Genomic DNA, 20,088 nt, shown 5'->3' with positions numbered 1-20,088 from the left:
TAGAGATGAAAAAAATAAAAAATATAGTAGGACTGGTTGTAGCCTTATTACTGGTATTTACGATGTCATGTAACGACAGCTATCTTGATCAAAAACCATTGTCAACTTTAAGTCCGGAGAATACATTTGTAAATGAGAGCGGCTTACAAACCGCACTGGATGCAGCGTTAAAAGGGATTTTTAATCAGTGGAATGGTGATGCAGGAGACCTGCAGTTTGACGCTGCCATGGGCGATTACATCACAGCAGGCAAAACGGATAATCCGAGTATGCCAACTGTTGACATGAGGCTTTATTGCACACCGCAGACTGACTACACTGGTGAGATGCGTGGTATACGGCGCATTTACGATCAGGATTATCAACAGATAAAGAACGCGAACACGGTAATCGATAACATTGATATCCCAGACTGGGCCGGTGGGGCAAATGATCCTAACAGGAACGATTTGCTGGGAAGGGCCTATTTCGTCCGTTCTTTTTTCTACATGCAGCTTACCATGGGTTACGGGAACACAGCTTTCCCTTTGAACGTGGTAGCAGAAGCACGCCAGGATTTTAAAGCATTTTACATGCAGGGCATCTGGGACCAGATGATCACCGACCTGGAATGGGCAGAACAATGGGTAAAATCCAAGAGCGAACTCCCGATAGGACAGCCTCCGGTAGATGCCGTTAGGATTTTGCTGGCCAAATACTACATGATGAATTTACGTTTTGCGGATGCAGAAAACATGATGAACAAGGTGATCGACGGTGGACAGTCGCGTTTGTTTACCCAGGCTGATGTTGATGCATCAGGCGTAAAAACGGTGTTAGTAGGAAATAACGAAAATCCTTTCACCGGAGAGTTGATTCCGGGATTTGATTGTGAGCAGACGGCTGACCCGGTAAATTTACTGTTCGATAATGAAAACAGCCAGAAGGTAAATAACGTGGAAGGAATATATACTATTGTCAATACTTCGTTTGTAGATGGAAGCCAGGGTAGGTCAGCCCGTCCCAGGGCATGGGGTCCTAACTTTGTAAGTACTAACAAGGGGGTAAAAGCACCACCGACAGGTACAGTTACAGGGATGAACATCGTACAAGACGACGTTACAAAACAGATGCACAAGTTTGGCCGTGGCCAGGGATTTTCACGCACAACCAATTACGGGCAATATGATCTCTGGAGGGGGATTGATGGAGAAGGAGAAATGGACCGCCAGGATTACCGTCATAAAAGAGGGAACTGGTTTGACATGGATATGATGGTTTATGACAATCCTGACCTGCAAGAGGTCGCCCCGGAATGGTATCTTCAACCGGCACAACTCTGGTATAATGATGTACTATTATGCGAAGATTCCATCCGTTGCTGGTTTGGTTACCCCTTATACAAATTTTGGGCACACAACTATGAAGACCAGGTAAAACGCCAGGATGGAGGTAAACAGAATATGTACATTCTGCGGATAGCCGAGGCTTACCTGATAAGAGCAGAAGCCCGTTTCTGGCAGGATAATAATTCCGGTGCAGCCGAAGATTTGAATATCATCCGTGAACGTGCCAATGCCATCGAGATGTATACTGCCGGAGATGTGCAGACTATGGGAATCGGGGCAATACTGGATGAACGTGCCCGTGAATTGTATGGAGAAGAATACCGCCACTTTGAACTGGTACGGATTTCAGTAATCTTTGCCAAATCAGGGAAAACCTGCTACAATGGCAATACCTATTCGGTATCCGGGGATGATATTGAAAAATCCCTCTCTGCCAGTAATTTCTATTACGACAGGATGATGGAAAAAAATAATTTCTTCAGGGATAATGTATCATGGTCAACCTATCCTACCACAAAATATACCATGGACCCGAAACATATTTTCTGGCCAATATTTGAAGATTATATTGTAGGTAACGTTGGTGCAATATTGAATCAAACAACAGGTTACGACGGTGCTGAGAGTAACATTGAACCACTGACTCATGTAGTTCAGCCTGCCGGCGTGCCTAACGTTGATCCAATGGTAGCTATTGGCGAAGTTGGTGGAGAATAAAAGATTGCTTAAAATATTCCCACTTTCGTGTGGGAATTATTTAAATTTTAGTTTAAGTTAGTTATGAAAAAGGGGATTTTCGATTGAAAATCCCCTTCTCATTTATTTTATAATAAATTAAATCACATCTTTTTTACTCTTTAAACCTCATCCGGCACTACATAAGGCTTTCTGTAATTTCTCGATAACATCATGTCAGCTTCAGGATCGTTGGCAAATTTTTCGTATTTTCCTTTAAAATTCAACTCACGTTTTAAGCGATATGAAATATTAGCCAAAGCAGGCAAGGCCGATGAATAGAAACCGTCATTTACATCGCAGTGCAAATCGTAGTTACTCCCAGAGCGAATTGCATCAATAAAATTAGCGTAATGTTCTGTTCCTCCGGGAGGTGCCAAGAATGTTGGATCAGTAGGAACTTCAGAAGTTTTCATGTCAGAGCCGGCAAAAGGTTCTTTTTCCCTCTGACGGAAAGCTTTCCATGTACTTCCGTTTACTTCCAGGTAACCATCGGTTCCGTAAAACATATTTCCAATTTTCACATTCAAACTCGATTCGCCGTTTGTGTAACGTCCGCGGGTTTCAAATTCAAGAACTTTTCCATCTTCATACGTAAACAACGAAGTTTGTGTATTTGGTGTTTCCTGTGAGCACTCTTTCGGGCTAATTCCATAAATACCTCCGGCGGAAAAAATCGAAACCGGATGTTCCTTTTTATTCAGTCCCCAACGGGCAATATCAAACTGATGTGGTCCCTGGTTTCCGGTATCTCCATTTCCTGTATCCCAGTGCCAGTGCCAGTTATAGTGTCCTTTCTTCTCGTTGTAAGCGCGCCAGTTTGCGGGTCCGAGCCACATGTCGTAATGTAAAGTTTCCGGTGGCAAACTGTCTTCCGAAATACCAAACGAATCACGTGGTTTGTAGCATAATCCTTTTGCCATGTACACGTCGCCAATACCGCCTTCATGTAAAAATTTCATAGCTTCCATCACATTTGCAATCGAACGGTTTTGAAAACCAATCTGCACACGAACATTGTATTTGCGGGCAGCTTCAATCATTTTTCTTCCTTCGAAAACATTATGACTGGCTGGTTTTTCGCAATATGCGTGCTTACCGGCCTGAGCAGCCCAAATGGTTGCCAATGCATGCCAGTGATTTGGAGTAGCAATGGAAACTGCATCAATATCCTTGTCGTCAAACACACGACGCATATCCCATTCTGTCAGCGGTTTTGTACCGATAGCGTTTTCTACTTTCTTTACTCTTTCCGGATACAATTCTTCATCCACATCGCAAATGGTTTTCAAAAACACATTTCTGTTTTCTTTCAAATCACACCAGCGGCTGATGTGCCCGTTTCCCTGTCCTCGGATCCCGATCACAGCCATCGTAATTCTTTCGTTGGCTCCCATAATCGAAGCATAAGATTTTGCACTAAATCCTACACCACCAATAGCAATTCCTGCCGTGCCGGCCAGGGTCTTTTTAATAAAATCTCGTCTTTCAGTCATTTTTGTTTGATTTTAATTGGTTTAGAATTTTGGCTTACAATTTACCAATTTGATTTGAGAATGAGGAATAAATTCAAATCTCATTTTTTTATAAAATATTCTGGTTGCATTTTTTCATATGAAGAACATCAGTTTGAGCAGCAGGCTATATTCTCATCAGCCTGAAACAAAAATACCCTGACTCTTAAAATCAGGGTAAAACATAAAACAACTATTTCCGTTTCTGTTATTTGAATTCTACCGACAGCAAGTATTTTGCCGGGACAGCCTTTCCCCGTTGTTTCCAGGTGTCCGGTCAGGTATTCCTGATGCAACCATTACTGCACCTTTGGCTGCATCGTCATTATCTTTTTCTGCTATTTTGATATCGCTTACTTTTCCTTTTGCATTTACAGTAAAAAATACTTTTGCTCTTCCTTTTATGCCTTTCCCCAGTTCAATTTTTTGTTGCTTTTTCGAAATGTAATCCTGCATTACATAATAACCACCCGGAAAATGGGGCATACCTTCTATAATATAAAATACCTCTTCTTCACCTTATATAACATGTTGTGGATGTTGAGTTTTTTCATTAGCAGGTACAGCTTCTTTTGTTGAGGCGGATTTCAGTGAGCGTTCTTGTCCGATAGTTATCGGTAGAACTCGAAACGATCCCGAAGCCTCGGGCCGCAGTTGGCCTACCCCCAAACCTGCCCTGCAATATGTATTTATTGTGCATAGTTTTTTTAATTTAATCACAACTAATGAAATCTTCTAAAAATTTTTTTTGTGCTCACATCAACTAATTGACGGTGATTGTCTGGTGAAAGCACAAATAATTCAGGTCTGTTTTTATTCTCATTAACAGTCTCGAAAATATAATTCTCGAATTTTATGGAGTCATTGATGATTTTATATTCTCCAACAAAGTCATGAATTATTTTACCTCCTACTGCAGCTTCTTTGTATTTGAAGATTCCGTTAATCAGTCGTAACTCGATATAACCATTTTCTTTGGTCGAATAATATTTTTTTCCGACTGAATTGTCATAGTTTGAAGAAAGTCTTTTAACTCTATTTCTTTCTGGTTTTTTAATCGAATAAATAAGTTTCAAATCATTTCCAATTTCTTGCTTTGCATCTTCTGTTCCAAGTTTTTTAAAGTCAACATAAAAGTTGTCATTTACTGAGTAAACATATTTAATTTTTCGACTGAAATTTTGTACTTCTTTATTTGGAAATACCTCGATTACTTTTCCTGAAATTTCACTGGTTTTTCCCATTAAGAACGTTTGTGTCCCCAACCCAGTCCAACCTGTATATGCCAGTATTGAGCCAAATAAAACACCCAAAATCCAAAGATTAATATTTCCTTTTCGCATCTATTTAAAAATTGTTTGTAAAGGTTGATGTAAGTTTTTATTTCGAAGGTGGCGGTGGCGGTGGTGGCGGTGGTGGTGGCGGCGGTGGTGCTGCTGAAGATGGCGGTGGTAATTTTTTGTCTGTTGATTTCTTTCCATTTTCAAAAAAGGCAATCATTTCTGATGCATTGTTTACCACTTTTAATATTGTTCCATTTTCATCTACAACTAAATGGGTCGGAAAGCCATTCAAGTATAATTTTTTAAAAATAAACTCCTTCTGATTGGGAACTACCTTATAATCAAACTCTTTTTGCTGTAAGAACTTCTCTAATTCCGATTTAGTATCCAACGCTAAACTCAGAAAAATGATGTCATTTCTATTTTTATATTTTTCTACAAATTCATTTAGTTCCGGAAATTCAGCTACACAAGCTCCGCAGTGGATAAACCAGGTTTTTAGAATTATTGTTTTTCCTTTTGTATTTTCGTTGGTGTAGCTATTTCCCTCCAGGTCGGTAAAGTTAAACTGTGGAATGGGCGTTCCTTCCATCTCATATAAACCATAGATTGTAGTTGATTCATTTTTTATTGTTCTTCCGATTCCTTTGTCTGCGATAGAGTCGAGCTGATAAAGTTTATATGTTTCGATTTTATTGTCCGATTTTATTTTTAGAGGAATATAATTGCCTGTAATTAATTTTTCCAAAAATTGTTTTTTGTCAATCATTTCTGACTGTTCGTTTAAACCTGTAAAATCTGATGATAAAGAAATGTTATAGGAATAATACGTCCACCATTTCATAAAATCAGAAGTAAGTTCACTGATATTGACTTTAGGTTCAAGCGTTTCAACATTTACTGTTAACTGAGTTTTTTTTGATTTCTCTTTACAGGAAAAAACAAAAATTGAAAGCAGTAAAATCGCAATTAGCTGAAATTTTTTCATTTCCCTTAAAATTATGTACACCGGGTAAATAAAATAAGTATTTCTAATTTTCTGTTATTTGAATACTACAGGCAGCAAATATTTTACCGGGACAGCCTTTCCACGTTGTTTCCCAGGTGTCCAGTCAGGCATTCCAGATACCAGCATGACTGCCCCCTTGGCTGCGCCATCATTGTCTTTTTCCACTATTTTGATATCTGTAACTTTGCCTTTAGCATTTACGGTAAAAAATACTTTTGCTTTTCCTTTTATGCCTTCTGCTTGTGCAATTTTTTGTTGCATTTTCAAAATGTAATCCTGCCTGGCATAATAACCACCCGGGAAATGGGGCATAACTTCTATAATATAAAACACTTCTTCGTCACCTGGCATTACACGTGACGGAGGTGGTGTTTTTCCATTTGCAGGCACAGCTTCTTTTGTCGGTGGTGGTGGAGGTGGCGGAGGAGGAGGGAGCAGTTCTCCTTCGTAGGAGGTTTTAAAATCTCCGTCGTAAGAGCTGTTAGAAATCATTTCTATGGCATCTTTCATCGTGTATTTCCGGCTAAAAGTATCACCTTTTTGATTTCCGGACGTAATTTCTTCGTAGGAATCAACAACAGTTTTCTTCCCGACAAATGAGAGCACAATGCTGGCATTTTCCGGCACATCCAGTTTGAATGTTCCATCCATATCGCAAACAGTACCCCTGGTACCTCCTTTAATTACAACAGACGTTCCCGGCAGAGGGTCTCCTTTTTCATCTAAAACTATTCCCCTGACCGTTATCTCTTTTTGTCCTGAAAAATCGACCATAGTCTTAGGATTCTCATCATTCTGTGCAGACAATACTTTCTGTGCAGACAATACTTTGTAATCAGGTTCCGCAAAAGCAAATAGCAATAGAGCAACTGCGGGCAAAGCCCATAACAATTTTACCCGCCCCAGAGCGGAAGTTTTCGTTTTTGTCATCATTTTTAATCGATTTGTGTTAAGGGCAAAATTCAAGTTGTTGGTAATTCCAATAATCTGCATGCCCATTAACTGGTTTAACAATAAAGCCTGGTACCGTGCTACACTGTGCCCCATGGAAATTACACCTTTGTCGGCAAGGTACTCATGGTTTTGTTTCATTGATCGTTCAAAAAACCATATAAATGGATTGAACCAAAAGATGACTGTTAACAGTTCTATAAATAGCAGGTCGAACCAGTGATTCTCACGAATGTGCACTTTCTCGTGAGCCAGAATTTCCGGCAGGTTCTCCTGTTTATGAAATTTCGGATTTATAAATACAACATTAAAAAACGAGAATGGCAAACCATATTTTTCGTTTTCTACAATTCGGATTCCATCCAGCGATTTTATCCGGTATTTTATTATTAGATGAATAAGAATAAAAGTCTGAGTCAATAGTCGTAAAAGGAAAATTGAAGCTCCGGTTAAATAGACCAATAAAACTCCCTGTTGCCAGTTAAATCCCTGGCTTTCATACTCTGTACCGGAAACGACAGGAATGTGTTTAAAAGTATCTGAAATGGTTTTTAACACCGCTGCATCATTTTCAGGTTCAATTATAACCTGATATTTTAGTGGGAACAATGGCAATAAAACAGCTGAGATTAAAGCCATAAAAAGAAACCACCGGTTTGCATTATAGAAAGTTTCATTCCGAAGAAAAATCCAGTAAACGATATAAAACAAGCTTATCCCTGCAGACGCATTTACTAAAAATGTAAACAAAGATTCCATGGTTATTTATTGTTTTCGTCCTTATTCAATTCATTTTCCGTCATCTTCAGCATTTCCTCCAATTCCTGGATACTAATGTTGTTTTCTTTGGCAAAAAAAGTTGCCATTTTAGGAAAAGAACCATTAAAATAATCTTTCAAAAGAGAACTGAACTGAAATTTTGTGTATTCCTTTTTACTGACTGCCGGGAAAAAAAGATGTGTATTCCCTATCTTTTTATGAGAAACGAAACCTTTTTTTTCCAATACTTTCATCACTGTTGCAACAGTTGTATAAGCTGGTTGCGGATTATCAAATTTCTCAACAACCTGTTTAACTACAGCCTCTTTTAAATCCCAAAGGATCTGCATAACTTGTTCTTCTGCCTTGGTAAGTGATTTCATAATACTGAAAATTATTACTACAAACATAGTACTAAAAATCTAGAATAAAAACTATTTTTATAATATTTCTACTATTTTTATAGTATATAGCTATATAAAACAAAAAAAGCCACCTAAACAGGCAGCTTTCCCAATATTCGTATTAATTTCTTAGAAATCCCAGTTTATCATTGTATCTGTAACCGTTACTTCTTTAATATTGTATGCTAAGTTACTGTTTGTAGCATCGTCATCATAAACAAAGGTCTGTAATAAAAGCTGATAATCATCACCTTCAACCGGATCTTGTATCCAGTTTCCTGTAGAATAATACTCAGAAATGATAAACTCAGTCTCGTCACTACCTACACCATAACCTTCGAAAACAAGTTCATCCGAAGAATCATACATCTTTAAATAATAGCCATCAGATTCTTCTATCTCATTCCAGGCCACGTACATTAAAAAATTATTGCTGTCAAATCCAATACTATCAATTTTTGCCCCTTCGAGATTAACAAATTCCTGTTCATCTGTGCTATATAAAATTTCGCCTTTTTGATTTGTTGCTTCAAACTGAAAGTTACCTTCTTCCGGTGTATTTACTGAGTAGTCCTCTTGCGCAGGAGAACTGACCATTACATTATAATAGGCAGCTGCAGCCTCAAGTTCGATCGTTTCGGAAGTAACCGGTGTTGTAACTTTCGCCGACGACATGCTTTCATTTCCATATACATAATAAGTTGTTCCATGCATCCATTCTCCGTCCACAAGTTTATTAATGTAATATACATCTGCCTCAATGCTAAATGCTTCTTCTTCATCATCGAAGCAGGAAGTAAATCCTAAAATCATTGTAACCAGTAGCGCGTTTGATAAAAGTCTTTTCCAATTCATATTTAATCAATTTAATATATTATACAAATGTAAAACGTTTTTCCCTCCATTATTTTACTGAACATTAGATGTGATTTTAATAAAAGGGTTGCGTACAGCGTACTTTTTATTTAACGTTTAATTTCATCAATAATTTTCTGAAGGTAAAAAGCTGCGGTTTCAATATTCGGAACGTTTGAAAATGTTAGCTTTAATTTCTGGTCACTTTCTTTCATTTTCCCATCCAGTTTTCTTTTTTGAATAAACTGAACAATTTGAATAAATGCATCGGACCGGTAAAATGCGGATTGCTGGTCGGAAACAAAATGACAGATCATTTTTTTATTTTTTAGGATAATTTTCTCCATTCCTAAATCTATCGCTTTCCATCTCAGATTAACAACTCCCAGCAATTCACGACTTTCCTGTGGTAATTTTCCAAACCTGTCAATCAAATTATTTTCAAACTCTTTTAACTGTTCTTCGATCTCAATATTATCCAGCTCGCGGTACAGCGCCATTCGTTCTGAAGTTCCGGGGATATAATCAGTAGGAAAGAGCAATTCGAGATCAGTATCAATCTGGCAATCGTTAACAAACTTCACATTTAAAAATGCCTGTGTCTGTTTTGAATCCTCTTCTTCAAAAACTCCTTTAAATTCTTCCTGTTTTAATTCCTGGATAGCTTCATTGAGAATACGATGGTAGGTCTCAAAACCAATATCGGCAATAAACCCACTTTGTTCGGCCCCCAGCATATTTCCGGCGCCACGGATATCCAGGTCCTGCATGGCAATGTTAAACCCGCTACCCAAGTCAGAAAATTCTTCCAGCGCACGTAACCGTCGGCGGGATTCGGCATTAATGGTCGAAAGCGGTGGTGCTATCAGGTAACAAAATGCTTTTTTATTTGAACGTCCTACCCTGCCCCGCAACTGGTGTAAGTCACTTAATCCAAAATTCTGTGCCTGATTTATAATAATGGTATTGGCATTCGGGATATCAAGTCCTGATTCAATAATCGTAGTTGCAATTAAAACATCAAACTTACCATTTATAAAGTCAAGCATTACTTTTTCCAGTTTCGGGCCATCCATTTGTCCGTGCCCCACCCCTGTTTTTATTCCCGGCACTATTCGTTTTAACGTTTCTTCAACTTCATAGATATTCTGAACCCGGTTGTGAATAAAAAATACCTGCCCGTTCCGCTCAACTTCGTAGGAAATTGCTTCACGAATTAACTGGTCATTAAATCCATGAACTTCGGTATGAATAGGATATCGATTTGGTGGCGGTGTTTGTATAATCGACAAATCACGGGCGCCCATCAAAGAAAACTGGAGAGTTCGCGGAATAGGAGTTGCCGTTAACGTAAGCGTATCAACATTAACTTTAAATTGTTTCAGTTTTTCTTTTACTGAGACTCCAAATTTCTGTTCTTCATCAATAATGAGCAAACCCAAATCTTTAAACTTCACATCTTTGCTTACAAGCCTGTGTGTTCCTATTATAACATCTATTTTCCCGTCCGCTAAATCTTTTAAGGTGCTTCTTATTTCAAGGGTAGATTTCAAACGGCTTACAAACTCAATTTTCGCCGGAAAGTTCTCCAGCCGCTCAGAGAAAGTTTTGTAATGCTGCAATGCCAAAATTGTAGTCGGAACCAGCACTGCCACCTGTTTACTGTCGGCAACAGCCTTAAATGCCGCACGAATTGCCACTTCGGTTTTACCAAAACCAACATCGCCGCAAACCAGCCGATCCATCGGCATGCTTTTTTGCATGTCTTCTTTTACTGCAATTGTAGCTTTTTCCTGGTCGGGAGTATCTTCATAAATAAATGAGGCTTCCAGTTCGGTTTGCAGGTAAGTGTCGTCTGAAAATGCAAAACCTTTTTCTGCTTTTCGCTGGGCATACAAGGCAATTAATTCCTTGGCAATATCTTTCACCTTTGCTTTGGTGCGGTTTTTCATTTTTTGCCACGCTCCGGTGCCCAGCTTATTTATTTTTGGTTCCGCACCTTCTTTCCCCTTGTATTTTGAAATCCGGTGCAGCGAATGAATACTTACCAACAACGAATCATTGTCTCTGTAAACCAGACGAATTGCCTCCTGTATTTTTCCGTTTACCTCAGTTTTTACCAAACCGGCAAATTTTCCAATCCCGTGGTCGATATGAACGACATAATCACCAGGATGAAGTTTGTTTAATTCTTTTAAAGAAATTGCCTCTCTCTCTGCTTTTCGGGTTTTTAACTTAAACCGGTGATACCGTTCAAAAATCTGATGATCAGTGTAACAGCAAATTTTTAGGTCGTTATCCACAAACCCTTCATGTAAGACAAAGTTTACCGGCGTGAATTTGACATTAATATCGGTATCGTGAAAAATAGCCGTTAAGCGCTCGATTTGTTTTTCATTTCCGGAAAGAATAAATATTTCATAACCGTTTTTCCGATATTCAACCAGGTTTTCTCCCAGCATATCAAAATTTTTGTTAAAAACAGGTTGGCGCGAATTTGAAAACTCCAAAACGGAATCAGGTTCAAAAAACAGATCGCTGCCAAAATCGAAAACAGTTTCCCGCTGCAGTTGCTTTTTTAACTCGTCGCCGGTTATTACTTGTTCCAGAATATTTTCGACATCAGCCTTTGCCAATATCGTTTGCCTGTGAATTTCAGTAACAAAATCAAAAAACTGTTCCAGATTATTTCCGACAAAAATATTTTCGTCATTTAAAAACTCAATCAGAGATATTCTTTGTCCCTCGATACTTGGGTTATGAATATTCGGAACAATTGTAATCCGTTTAAAAGAATCTTTTGAAATTTGGTTGTCGATATTAAAACTGCGAATGGAATCAATTTCATCGCCAAAAAAATCAATACGATACGGGTCATCGTGTGAAAACGAAAAAATATCGACAATACTACCTCGCACTGAAAATTGTCCGGGTTCGTATACAAAATCCACGCGTTCAAAACCATATTCAAATAAAAATTCGTTGATAAATTCAATCGAAATTTTATCACCTTTTGCCACCTGCAACGTATTTATTTCGAGCCCTGCCTGCGAAATTACCGTTTCAATAACAGCCTCGGGATAGGTAACCAGAAAATAAGAATTCTCCTTATCCAATAACTTGTTCAAAACTTCGGTACGCTGAACAATATTTTCCTGTTCGGTTGAATCGTATTGAATGGAACGCTTGTATGAAGCAGGGAAAAAGAGTGTATTCTCTCCCCAACCAAGATTATTTAAATCGTCGTAAAAATAAGCGGCTTCTTCCCTGTCGTTTAGAAAAACTATAAAGTTTTTTTGTACTTGTTGAAAAAGATTAGCGAGCAAAGTCGTTTTAAAAGAGCCAATACAGCCCTGCAGGTAAATTTTTTCACCCGGGGGGGCAATTAGTTTTTTCTGAAGTTCGATAAAATTTTTATGCCCCTTAAAATATGGAAGAAACCGTGCAGTTTCCAAAATTCAAATTTTGCGCAAATATAAATCAACTGATTTTTGATTAAAAGGAATTTGAACACTTTTTTGTTCTGGTCTTGAAGAAAAAAAGCCCCGCTATTTTTTGGCGAGGCTCATAAAGCTATTAATTATAATTTTATTTTGAAGCACTTAACCCGATTAAGGATTCCATTCTCTCAAGCCTGTTTTCCAAATTTTCAACCTGCTTTTTCAATTGATTGTTTTCTTCATTCAACTCTTTTACAGCATTAACCATAGCTACATTTATTGAGTGTATATTAAAATCCAGATATCCATCTTCTCTCTGGCTCACGGCTTCAGGAAATACTTTCTGAACTTCCTGGGCAACAAAACCAACCTGTTCTTTATTTGAAGGCAATTGACGTGGGTTATCCTTCTTATAATTATAGCAAATGGGTTGTAATTCCAATATAGCTGCTAATCCTTTATCGTAGGTTCCATGAATATCTTTAAGTCTCTTGTCTGAAGAAATAATCCATGCCGTTGTTCCGGATGTTTTTGCTGCATCGCCATTTACGTGTAGTGCGTAAGCTGGCGAAGTTGTTCTAATTCCCACATAAGAGTTTGACTGTTTCGCAAAAATGGCGGTAGAAGCATCACTGTTATATATTTGTAATCCACCAGCAGCAGAATTATTAAAAAGGTGCCATTTTGCTTCTGTTCCTTCATATAGTCTTATTCCGGCATCCTGTCCTGTACTGGATTCAATATACATAAAAGAAGCGGGATAACCTGTACCTTTAAGATGAAGTCCGGCATCAGGCGTATCGGTCCCTATTCCAACATAACCACTGTTCAAAATTGTCATTCTTAAACGACCATTTGTTCCCAAATTAAGCGATGTATTCTCATAATTCCACAAAAACGCATTATTACTTGAACTTGTCCCAATCATAAAACCATCCATTGAAGAAGTACCGGCGTTGTAGTTTTGAAAGCTCATATAAACCGGCCCGGAAGGATAACTGAATAAATTTAAAAGATGGTCGGAATGCGTATTTCCGCCAATACTTACGTGGCCATCATTACTGATTGCCATTCTAGTAATATTGTTTGTTCCAAATACAATATCCCCATCTTCATGATTATTTAATGTTGCATTATTATCTGAATATAGGCCAACTTGAAATCCATCCGATGTTCCAGTGCCTGAGGAAGATGAAAAGAATTTCATACAACCAATGTCACCACCTTTGATTTCTAGTGGATAATAGGGATTTGTGACTCCAATACTAATATTTTTTCCTTCAGTTAAAAATATGTTCTCGGAAAAATGAACACTTCCTAAAATATCTACTTCAAGCCCCTGTAATGAATTTGACAAAGTGGATATTCTGAATCGATCACTATTTGGAGCCATTCCAATCCAATATTTATTCTCTCCTTCATTCAGAAACGATATTGTAGAAAAACTGCCAAAATCACCGCGATCAATAAATAAAGCAGCATCTGAACTGGCTTTTAACCTGGCATAACTTAAAGTCCCGTTAATATCTAAAGGATAGTTAGGATTGCTTGTCCCAATTCCAATATTCCCGGAATTGTAATAAATATTAGAGCCGCTCTTAGTCCACAGGCTTTCACTTCCTGCTGGTAAGGTAACTGAATTCCCATCGGAAATAGAGAGTTCATTTCCTGATATGGAAAGTGTTTGATCATCGGTTAAATCACCAACTACCGACAAGGGACGTGTAGAGATACCTGTGCCTGACAGAGTTGCATCAGTTACTACCATTTGTGTTCCCCAGTTATCGCCACCTTCGCCCAGAGGTAGCGTAATTGTATTTCCATCACTTATGGACAGGTCAGAACCACTAATGCTAAGTGTTTGAACTTCATTTGTAGGATCAGCATCAGCATCATCCACGTTATCTTCTTCCACCGTTTTAGCATGAAAAGCATATGGAACAGCAACTAACTGTGAAGTTCCGAATTCGGTGTAGGAGCTTCCTCCTGCTGCATCCATTTCAATTTTTATAAAATGTGAATTTGTGCCCCAGTTCCCAGGATTAAAACTGCCGCTTACACGAGTGCCATCTCCGATTTTCAAATTCACCAATCCAAACTCATTTGTTTGAACCGTGTGTGTTTCAACATAAACTGCAGAGCCTGATTCAGAATCCTTAAGAATACTGATACGGAAAGATACATTCGTGTTACTAATAATCTCACCGGTTGCATTTCGCACTGCAGCCTGATAGTTAAAGTAATTTGGAACCTGTGAAAAAACCACCAATACAACAAGGTTTAGTAGCGCAAAGAGAGCAATGTATTTTTTCATTGTTTGAAAATTTTAAAAGTTTGAATAGGTAGATTATCTTCCTGAATAATCTTTAACAAATAGGAACCATTTGCATAAGGAGTTAAATCTATTTGCGTTTCTGTAGATTTTATCTCTTTAGAAGAGAGTAGTTTTCCATTAATATCAAAAAGGTGATAAATATTTTTTTCAGGTAATTGATCAAATTTTATGATTGCAAATTGAGCAGTAGGATTAGGAAATACATTGACCTGATTAATTGATTCAATTAACTCCTCAACAGCAGTAATAATTAACTTCGATTGATGAAATCCCTGGGTAAGAATCGTATTCCCTTTTGACACCTTATTAATAACAGGTTCTCCGACTGTCCAACTAATCACATAGCCTCCCGTCTGCTGTGTAAGTCCTGAAGGTGAGATCACCTCCTGAGCTTGTAATGCATATGTGACAAGTGTTAGTAATGAGGATATTAGGAGCTTTTTCATATGGTAAAAGTTACAAAATTAAAACAATAAAAGAAACTTCCTTCTTGAATATTTGCATTAGATTTTATATAATACGAATGAGAAACCGCCGTCATGATACGCATCGCTCTTTGTATCCCAAATAGCAACTGTAAACCCTTCTGAAGTTCTACTTGTGACGGTCGCATGTAGATAGGCGACTCCTTCATTTACAGTAACAACAATAATATAGGCATCAGTTTCCAAATCCTTAACTGATATCTTATACTGGCCAGTTCCAATTCTTACCGATGACGTAACATTGGGAGTTCGGCTTAACATATTTTGGCTGGATAAAATACAGGCATAAGCATAAGGAAGCATATTAGCCGTTCCATACGATTTGACATTTAGTTCTCCATCAATTTCAAGCTCTCCGGTAGTTTCAACATTTCCATCTAAATCTATCTCAATTCCACTTAAACTAGTGGAAGAGCTGGAAATTCTATATTTCGTGGAGTTAGTAGGGAGACCTGTAAAAAATTTTCTAATACCATCTGATCCAAACATAAGATATGAACTATAACTCAAACTTCCCCGGCTGATATCTAAGGACGCTGTTCCGTCTGATTTAATTATTGCACGCGACTGTAGTTCATCATAAATTAAAAACTGATGAGGATATGCATTTATGGCTCCAATACCGACTTTCCCCGAGTTAAAATAAATGTCTGCCCCACTTGTTAGCCAGGGGCTTTCGCTTGGTGATGGAAGCGTAACCGTTCCTCCACCATTCGTTAAAGTTAAGTTTGAGCCATTCAGAGATAAAGACTGGATTTCGTTCTCCGGGTCGGCATCAGCATCATCCACCTCATCATTTTCAACTGTTTTAGCATGAAAAGCATATGGAACAGCAACTAATTGTGAAGTTCCAAATTCGGTGTAGGAGCTTCCTCCTGTTGCATCCATTTCAATTTTTATAAAATGCGAATTTGCTCCCCAATTTTCAGGATTAAAACTTCCGCTAACGACCGTACCATCTCCGATTTTTAAATTCACTAATCCAAACTCATTTGTTTGAACCGTGTGTGTTTCAACATAAACTGCAGATCCTGATTCAGAATTCTGCAAAATACTGATACGAAAAGACACATCGGCATTACTTACAATTTCACCAGATGAATTCCGAACAACGGCCTGATAATTAAAATAATTTGGGATCTCAGCAAAACCTGTCAAAACCATTGTCGACAGAATTAAGGCAAGGGCAGCAATTTTTTTCATTGTTTGATAATTTTAAAAGTTTTAAGAGGTAGATTATCTTCCTGAATAATCTTTAACAAATAGGACCCATTTGCATATGGAGTTAAATCTATTTGTGTTTCTGTATATTCTATCTCTTTAGAAGAGAGCAGTTTTCCATTAATATTAAAAAGGTTATAAATATTTTTTTCAGGTAATTGATCAAATTTTATAATTGCAAATTGAGCAGTAGGATTAGGAAATACATTGACCTGATTATTTGATTCAATTAACTCCTCAACAGCAGTAATAATTAACTTCGATTGATGAAATCCCTGGGTTAATATTGTATTTTCTGCTGATAAAGTATTAATTACTGTTTCTCCGACTGTCCAGCTCAATTCATAACCGGAATTCGATTGCGTTTCTCCTGCTGTTGAAATAACTTCTTGTGCAAAAGATAAACTTGCAATTAGCAGTATTAATAATATAAGTCTAATTTTTTTCATCTCTTTAATATTAAGGTTTATACACAATAAATGAGAATCCTGCATCGACATAACCATCACTTTTGGTATCCCAGGTAGCAACGGTAAAATATGCTGAATTACGTCCCATGACAACCGCATTAGAATAAGCAAGTCCATGGTTAATGGTTACTACAACTGTATAGTCACTGCCAAGGTCAGCTATTTCTACTTTATATTGTCCGGTTGACATTTTTGAAACAGTTCCTACATTTGATGTACAGCCGGTTTTTGATGCCGCACTTGAGATGTAACCATAGGCAAAAGGCATCATATTTGAATTTCCTGTAGCAGTAGAATGTAATTCATCACTTAAAACCACATCCCCGTCAATTTCAACTTCAAGGCCATTAAGTGTAGGATTTTGAGTGGAAATTTTATAACTGTATGATCCTAAAAGTCCGGTATAAAATCCATTTGCGCCACCCGTTTTAAAAATTAAACCTGCCATATTAGCTCCACCTGATCTTTCAATAAATAATCCTGCATCGCTCGCTGTTGACTGAATTCTGGAATACGTTTCACCTGAATCATCAGAAACATCCAGTTTAACTATCGGATCTGTTGTTCCGATTCCCACGTTTCCGTTAAAATAAATTTCCGACCCGTTTTGGGTCCATAAACCAGTACCTGGCGTTGCCCAACTTGCCTTACCGCCGCTATCTGAAGTTAAAACTTTCCCTGCCCCTTGAGTACCGTCATCAATCACTAGTTTACCATCGATATAAGCCGCTGTACCCGAATTGTTTTGGGCATAAATATTCGGAAAAGTTACACTATTGTTAACAATTTCGAGACTCATACCATCTTCTCCCCATACTTGAAGCGCTCCAGAATCGTCAGCCGGATCATGATTTATTCCGACTTTCCCGCCAAAATATTTAATTCCTGCAGTACTGTTTGTCCATGGGCTGGTGCTTCCTGCTGGTAACGCAACAGTGTTTCCATCGCTAATGGACAAATTGTTTCCTGAAACAGAAAGCGTCTGAAGCTCATTTGCAGCATCAGCATCGGCATCATCAATCTGATCATTTTCAACCGTTTGAGCATGGAATGCGTAAGGAACAGCCAGAAGTTGTGTGGTACCCATCTCAATAAATGAGGTTCCTCCGTCCGGATCTATTTCAACTTTTAAAAAATGAAGTGCAGTTCCCCAGCCTTCATTGCCGAATGTCCCGTCAACGACCGTCCCTGTCCCGATCTTTAAATTTGCTAATCCAAAATCATTTGTTGTAACCGAATGGGTCTCAACATATACGACAGTGCCTGACTCAGAGTCCTGTAAAATACTAATTCTAAAAGTCACATCTTGGTTACTTAAAACATCACCTGTAAGATTTCGCACTACAGCCTGATAACTGAAAGCACCGGGAACCTGGGGATAGAGAGAATTGATGCATAAAAGGATAAAAAACAGAGTAGTAAAAAAGTTTTTCATATTTTTATTTTTTTACAGATAAGTACTAAATGAATAATCATGTATTTATTAATACATGTCGTCGAACATTAAGAAAATTTGATTCAAATAAAGAATTGGTTTTTTTTATTAAAGGTTTTCTTTACAAGTTAAGAAAATGTTTGAAGGAAATCAATAGTAGAATCGGATAAATGTTGAGATTAAAAAACCAATACACTACTCAAAATGAGGCCAATAAAAACATTCTGAGATAAAAATACATAGCAAGATTACCGGAGAAATCCCACTCTGCTGCCAAACACATTATCTGTAATCCGGCCATTTTTAAACGTTAGTCTGCCATTTACAAAAGTTTTTACTACCTGATGAGAAAATTCAGTCCCTTCAAAAGGCGACCAACCGCACTTATACAGGATATTTTCAGGAGCAACTACCCACGATTTATTTGGATCAACCAAAACCAAATCGGCAAAATAGCCTTCGCGAATATAGCCGCGCCGATCAATTGTGAATAAATCCGCCGGGGCATGGCACATTTTCTGAATGACTTTTTCAACGGGAATAAAACCTTTCTTACTCATTTCAAGCATGGCTACTAAAGAATGTTGAACCAAAGGTCCGCCAGAGGGAGCTTTAAAATATGTATTATTCTTTTCCTCAATGGTGTGAGGAGCATGGTCGGTAGCAATTACATCCAATCTGTCATCAAGCAACGCCTCCCAAAGAGCCTCTTTATCGCTCTCGCACTTAACAGATGGATTCCACTTTATTCTTGTGCCATGAGTAATATAGTCCCTTTCATCAAACCAAAGATGATGCACACAAACTTCCGCAGTAATACTTTTTTCGGTTACTTTTCCTGGTGTGAAAAGCTCCATCTCTTTTGCCGAGGACAGATGTAAAACATGCAAACGCGTATTAAATTTTGAAGCTAAATTTACTGCTTTTGATGAAGAAATATAACAAGCTTCGTCGCTGCGTATATGGCAATGACGTGAAATTGGTACATTTTCACCATATCGCTGGCGTGCAATTTCACTGTTCTTTTGAATGGTCGCCTCATCTTCGCAATGAGTTGCCACCAGGGTTGGCGCATTCCTAAAAATTTCAGCTAAGGTCTTTTCATCATCAACCAGCATGTTTCCGGTAGACGAGCCCATAAAAACCTTAATACCGCAAACTGTTGCAGGATCGGTTTTCAGAACCTCCTCCAGATTATCGTTAGTAGCTCCCATATAAAACGAAAAATTAGCCGGAGAAACCAAGGCCGCCCTGTCGTATTTCTTTTGGAGTTCTTCCTGTGTAACCGATTGCGGATTGGTATTTGGCATTTCCATGTATGTTGTAACACCACCGGCTACAGCAGCCCGGCTCTCCGTTGCTATTTCGCCTTTGTGGGTTAGTCCTGGTTCACGAAAATGCACCTGATCATCGATAACGCCGGGGATAAGGAGCAAACCTTCGGCTTCAATAACTTCAACACCTCTAAAATCAAAATCTACAGGAAATAATTTCGAAAAAATCTTTTCAATCTTATCTTCACCAATTAATACACTTCCCTTAAACTTTAATCCTTCATTAACAATCGTCGCATCTTTAATCAGTGTCTTCATCTTCTTTTTTTTACAAAGTTAAGGGTTTCATTTCTGAATGCAGTTGTTAGAAAAAGAAAAGGCTGTCCCCTGACAGCCTTTTTTGTCCCCTACACGGGAACTAACCTAAACCAACTAAACCTAATAAACCACAAACTTACCAGAACGGTAAGTCCGATGATTTTTCTTAAATATCCTTACTATTCCTTTATTTCAAATAAACATACAGCAATATTCCTTACTGTATAGTTGACAAAGATATCAATTTTTTTCTTACTTGAATAACCAAAACT

Annotated in this window: 15 protein-coding genes; 1 reads left to right on the top strand and 14 read right to left on the bottom strand. The window is 38.0% G+C overall.

From position 1 onward, the window contains the following. Nucleotides 1–5: 5 nt before the first annotated feature. Nucleotides 6–2,045, top strand: coding sequence for a RagB/SusD family nutrient uptake outer membrane protein (locus tag GM418_RS15585; protein ID WP_158867930.1), 2,040 nt, complete (start codon nucleotides 6–8; stop codon nucleotides 2,043–2,045). Nucleotides 2,046–2,185: 140 nt separating this feature from the next. Here the strand turns inward: GM418_RS15585 and GM418_RS15580 are convergent, their stop codons facing one another. The 14 genes from GM418_RS15580 to GM418_RS15515 all read right to left on the bottom strand — a co-directional run bounded on the left by GM418_RS15580 (nucleotide 2,186) and on the right by GM418_RS15515 (nucleotide 19,816). Further along, on the bottom strand, nucleotides 2,186–3,559 hold the full coding sequence (locus GM418_RS15580) for a Gfo/Idh/MocA family protein (protein ID WP_158867928.1): 1,374 nt from the start codon (nucleotides 3,557–3,559) through the stop codon (nucleotides 2,186–2,188). Nucleotides 3,560–3,796: 237 nt separating this feature from the next. Further along, nucleotides 3,797–4,063, bottom strand: a complete 267-nt coding sequence (locus GM418_RS15575) for an energy transducer TonB (RefSeq protein ID WP_158867926.1) — start codon at nucleotides 4,061–4,063, stop codon at nucleotides 3,797–3,799. 236 nt (nucleotides 4,064–4,299) lie between these two features. After that, nucleotides 4,300–4,920, bottom strand: coding sequence for a hypothetical protein (locus GM418_RS15570; protein ID WP_158867924.1), 621 nt, complete (start codon nucleotides 4,918–4,920; stop codon nucleotides 4,300–4,302). A 37-nt stretch (nucleotides 4,921–4,957) separates the two neighbouring features. Next, nucleotides 4,958–5,848, bottom strand: coding sequence for a TlpA family protein disulfide reductase (locus GM418_RS15565; RefSeq protein ID WP_158867922.1), 891 nt, complete (start codon nucleotides 5,846–5,848; stop codon nucleotides 4,958–4,960). Between the two features lie 54 nt (nucleotides 5,849–5,902). Then, nucleotides 5,903–7,579 (bottom strand): M56 family metallopeptidase, encoded by a 1,677-nt coding sequence (locus GM418_RS15560; RefSeq protein ID WP_158867920.1) that lies wholly within the window; start codon nucleotides 7,577–7,579, stop codon nucleotides 5,903–5,905. A gap of 2 nt (nucleotides 7,580–7,581) precedes the next feature. Then, a complete protein-coding gene (locus tag GM418_RS15555; protein ID WP_158867918.1) occupies nucleotides 7,582–7,962 on the bottom strand; it encodes a BlaI/MecI/CopY family transcriptional regulator in 381 nt (126 codons plus the stop codon). Between the two features lie 150 nt (nucleotides 7,963–8,112). Continuing rightward, nucleotides 8,113–8,838: a hypothetical protein gene (locus tag GM418_RS15550; protein WP_158867916.1), complete on the bottom strand. Its 726-nt coding sequence runs from the start codon at nucleotides 8,836–8,838 to the stop codon at nucleotides 8,113–8,115. 110 nt (nucleotides 8,839–8,948) lie between these two features. Beyond that, nucleotides 8,949–12,293 (bottom strand): transcription-repair coupling factor, encoded by a 3,345-nt coding sequence (gene mfd / locus GM418_RS15545; RefSeq protein ID WP_158867914.1) that lies wholly within the window; start codon nucleotides 12,291–12,293, stop codon nucleotides 8,949–8,951. A gap of 133 nt (nucleotides 12,294–12,426) precedes the next feature. Then, nucleotides 12,427–14,592 (bottom strand): tail fiber domain-containing protein, encoded by a 2,166-nt coding sequence (locus GM418_RS15540; RefSeq protein ID WP_158867912.1) that lies wholly within the window; start codon nucleotides 14,590–14,592, stop codon nucleotides 12,427–12,429. After that, complete coding sequence (locus tag GM418_RS15535) at nucleotides 14,589–15,059, bottom strand: T9SS type A sorting domain-containing protein (RefSeq protein ID WP_158867910.1); 471 nt, start codon at nucleotides 15,057–15,059, stop codon at nucleotides 14,589–14,591. Before GM418_RS15535 ends, GM418_RS15540 begins: the two co-directional genes overlap by 4 nt. Before the next feature lie 57 nt (nucleotides 15,060–15,116). Continuing rightward, nucleotides 15,117–16,301, bottom strand: coding sequence for a hypothetical protein (locus GM418_RS15530; protein ID WP_158867908.1), 1,185 nt, complete (start codon nucleotides 16,299–16,301; stop codon nucleotides 15,117–15,119). Then, entirely contained in the window at nucleotides 16,298–16,768 is a 471-nt protein-coding gene (locus GM418_RS15525) for a T9SS type A sorting domain-containing protein (RefSeq protein ID WP_158867906.1), read from the bottom strand. The genes GM418_RS15530 and GM418_RS15525 overlap by 4 nt, the downstream gene beginning before the upstream one ends. Nucleotides 16,769–16,778: 10 nt before the next feature. After that, nucleotides 16,779–18,224, bottom strand: a complete 1,446-nt coding sequence (locus tag GM418_RS15520) for a hypothetical protein (protein ID WP_158867904.1) — start codon at nucleotides 18,222–18,224, stop codon at nucleotides 16,779–16,781. Nucleotides 18,225–18,472: 248 nt separating this feature from the next. Then, nucleotides 18,473–19,816 (bottom strand): dihydroorotase, encoded by a 1,344-nt coding sequence (locus GM418_RS15515; protein WP_158867902.1) that lies wholly within the window; start codon nucleotides 19,814–19,816, stop codon nucleotides 18,473–18,475. Nucleotides 19,817–20,088: the final 272 nt, after the last annotated feature.

It is taken from the genome of Maribellus comscasis, assembly GCF_009762775.1.
Classification (GTDB): domain Bacteria; phylum Bacteroidota; class Bacteroidia; order Bacteroidales; family Prolixibacteraceae; genus Draconibacterium; species Draconibacterium comscasis.
The sequence above is the reverse complement of the archived record's forward strand: the minus strand, read 5'-3'. Positions and strand labels throughout refer to the sequence as shown.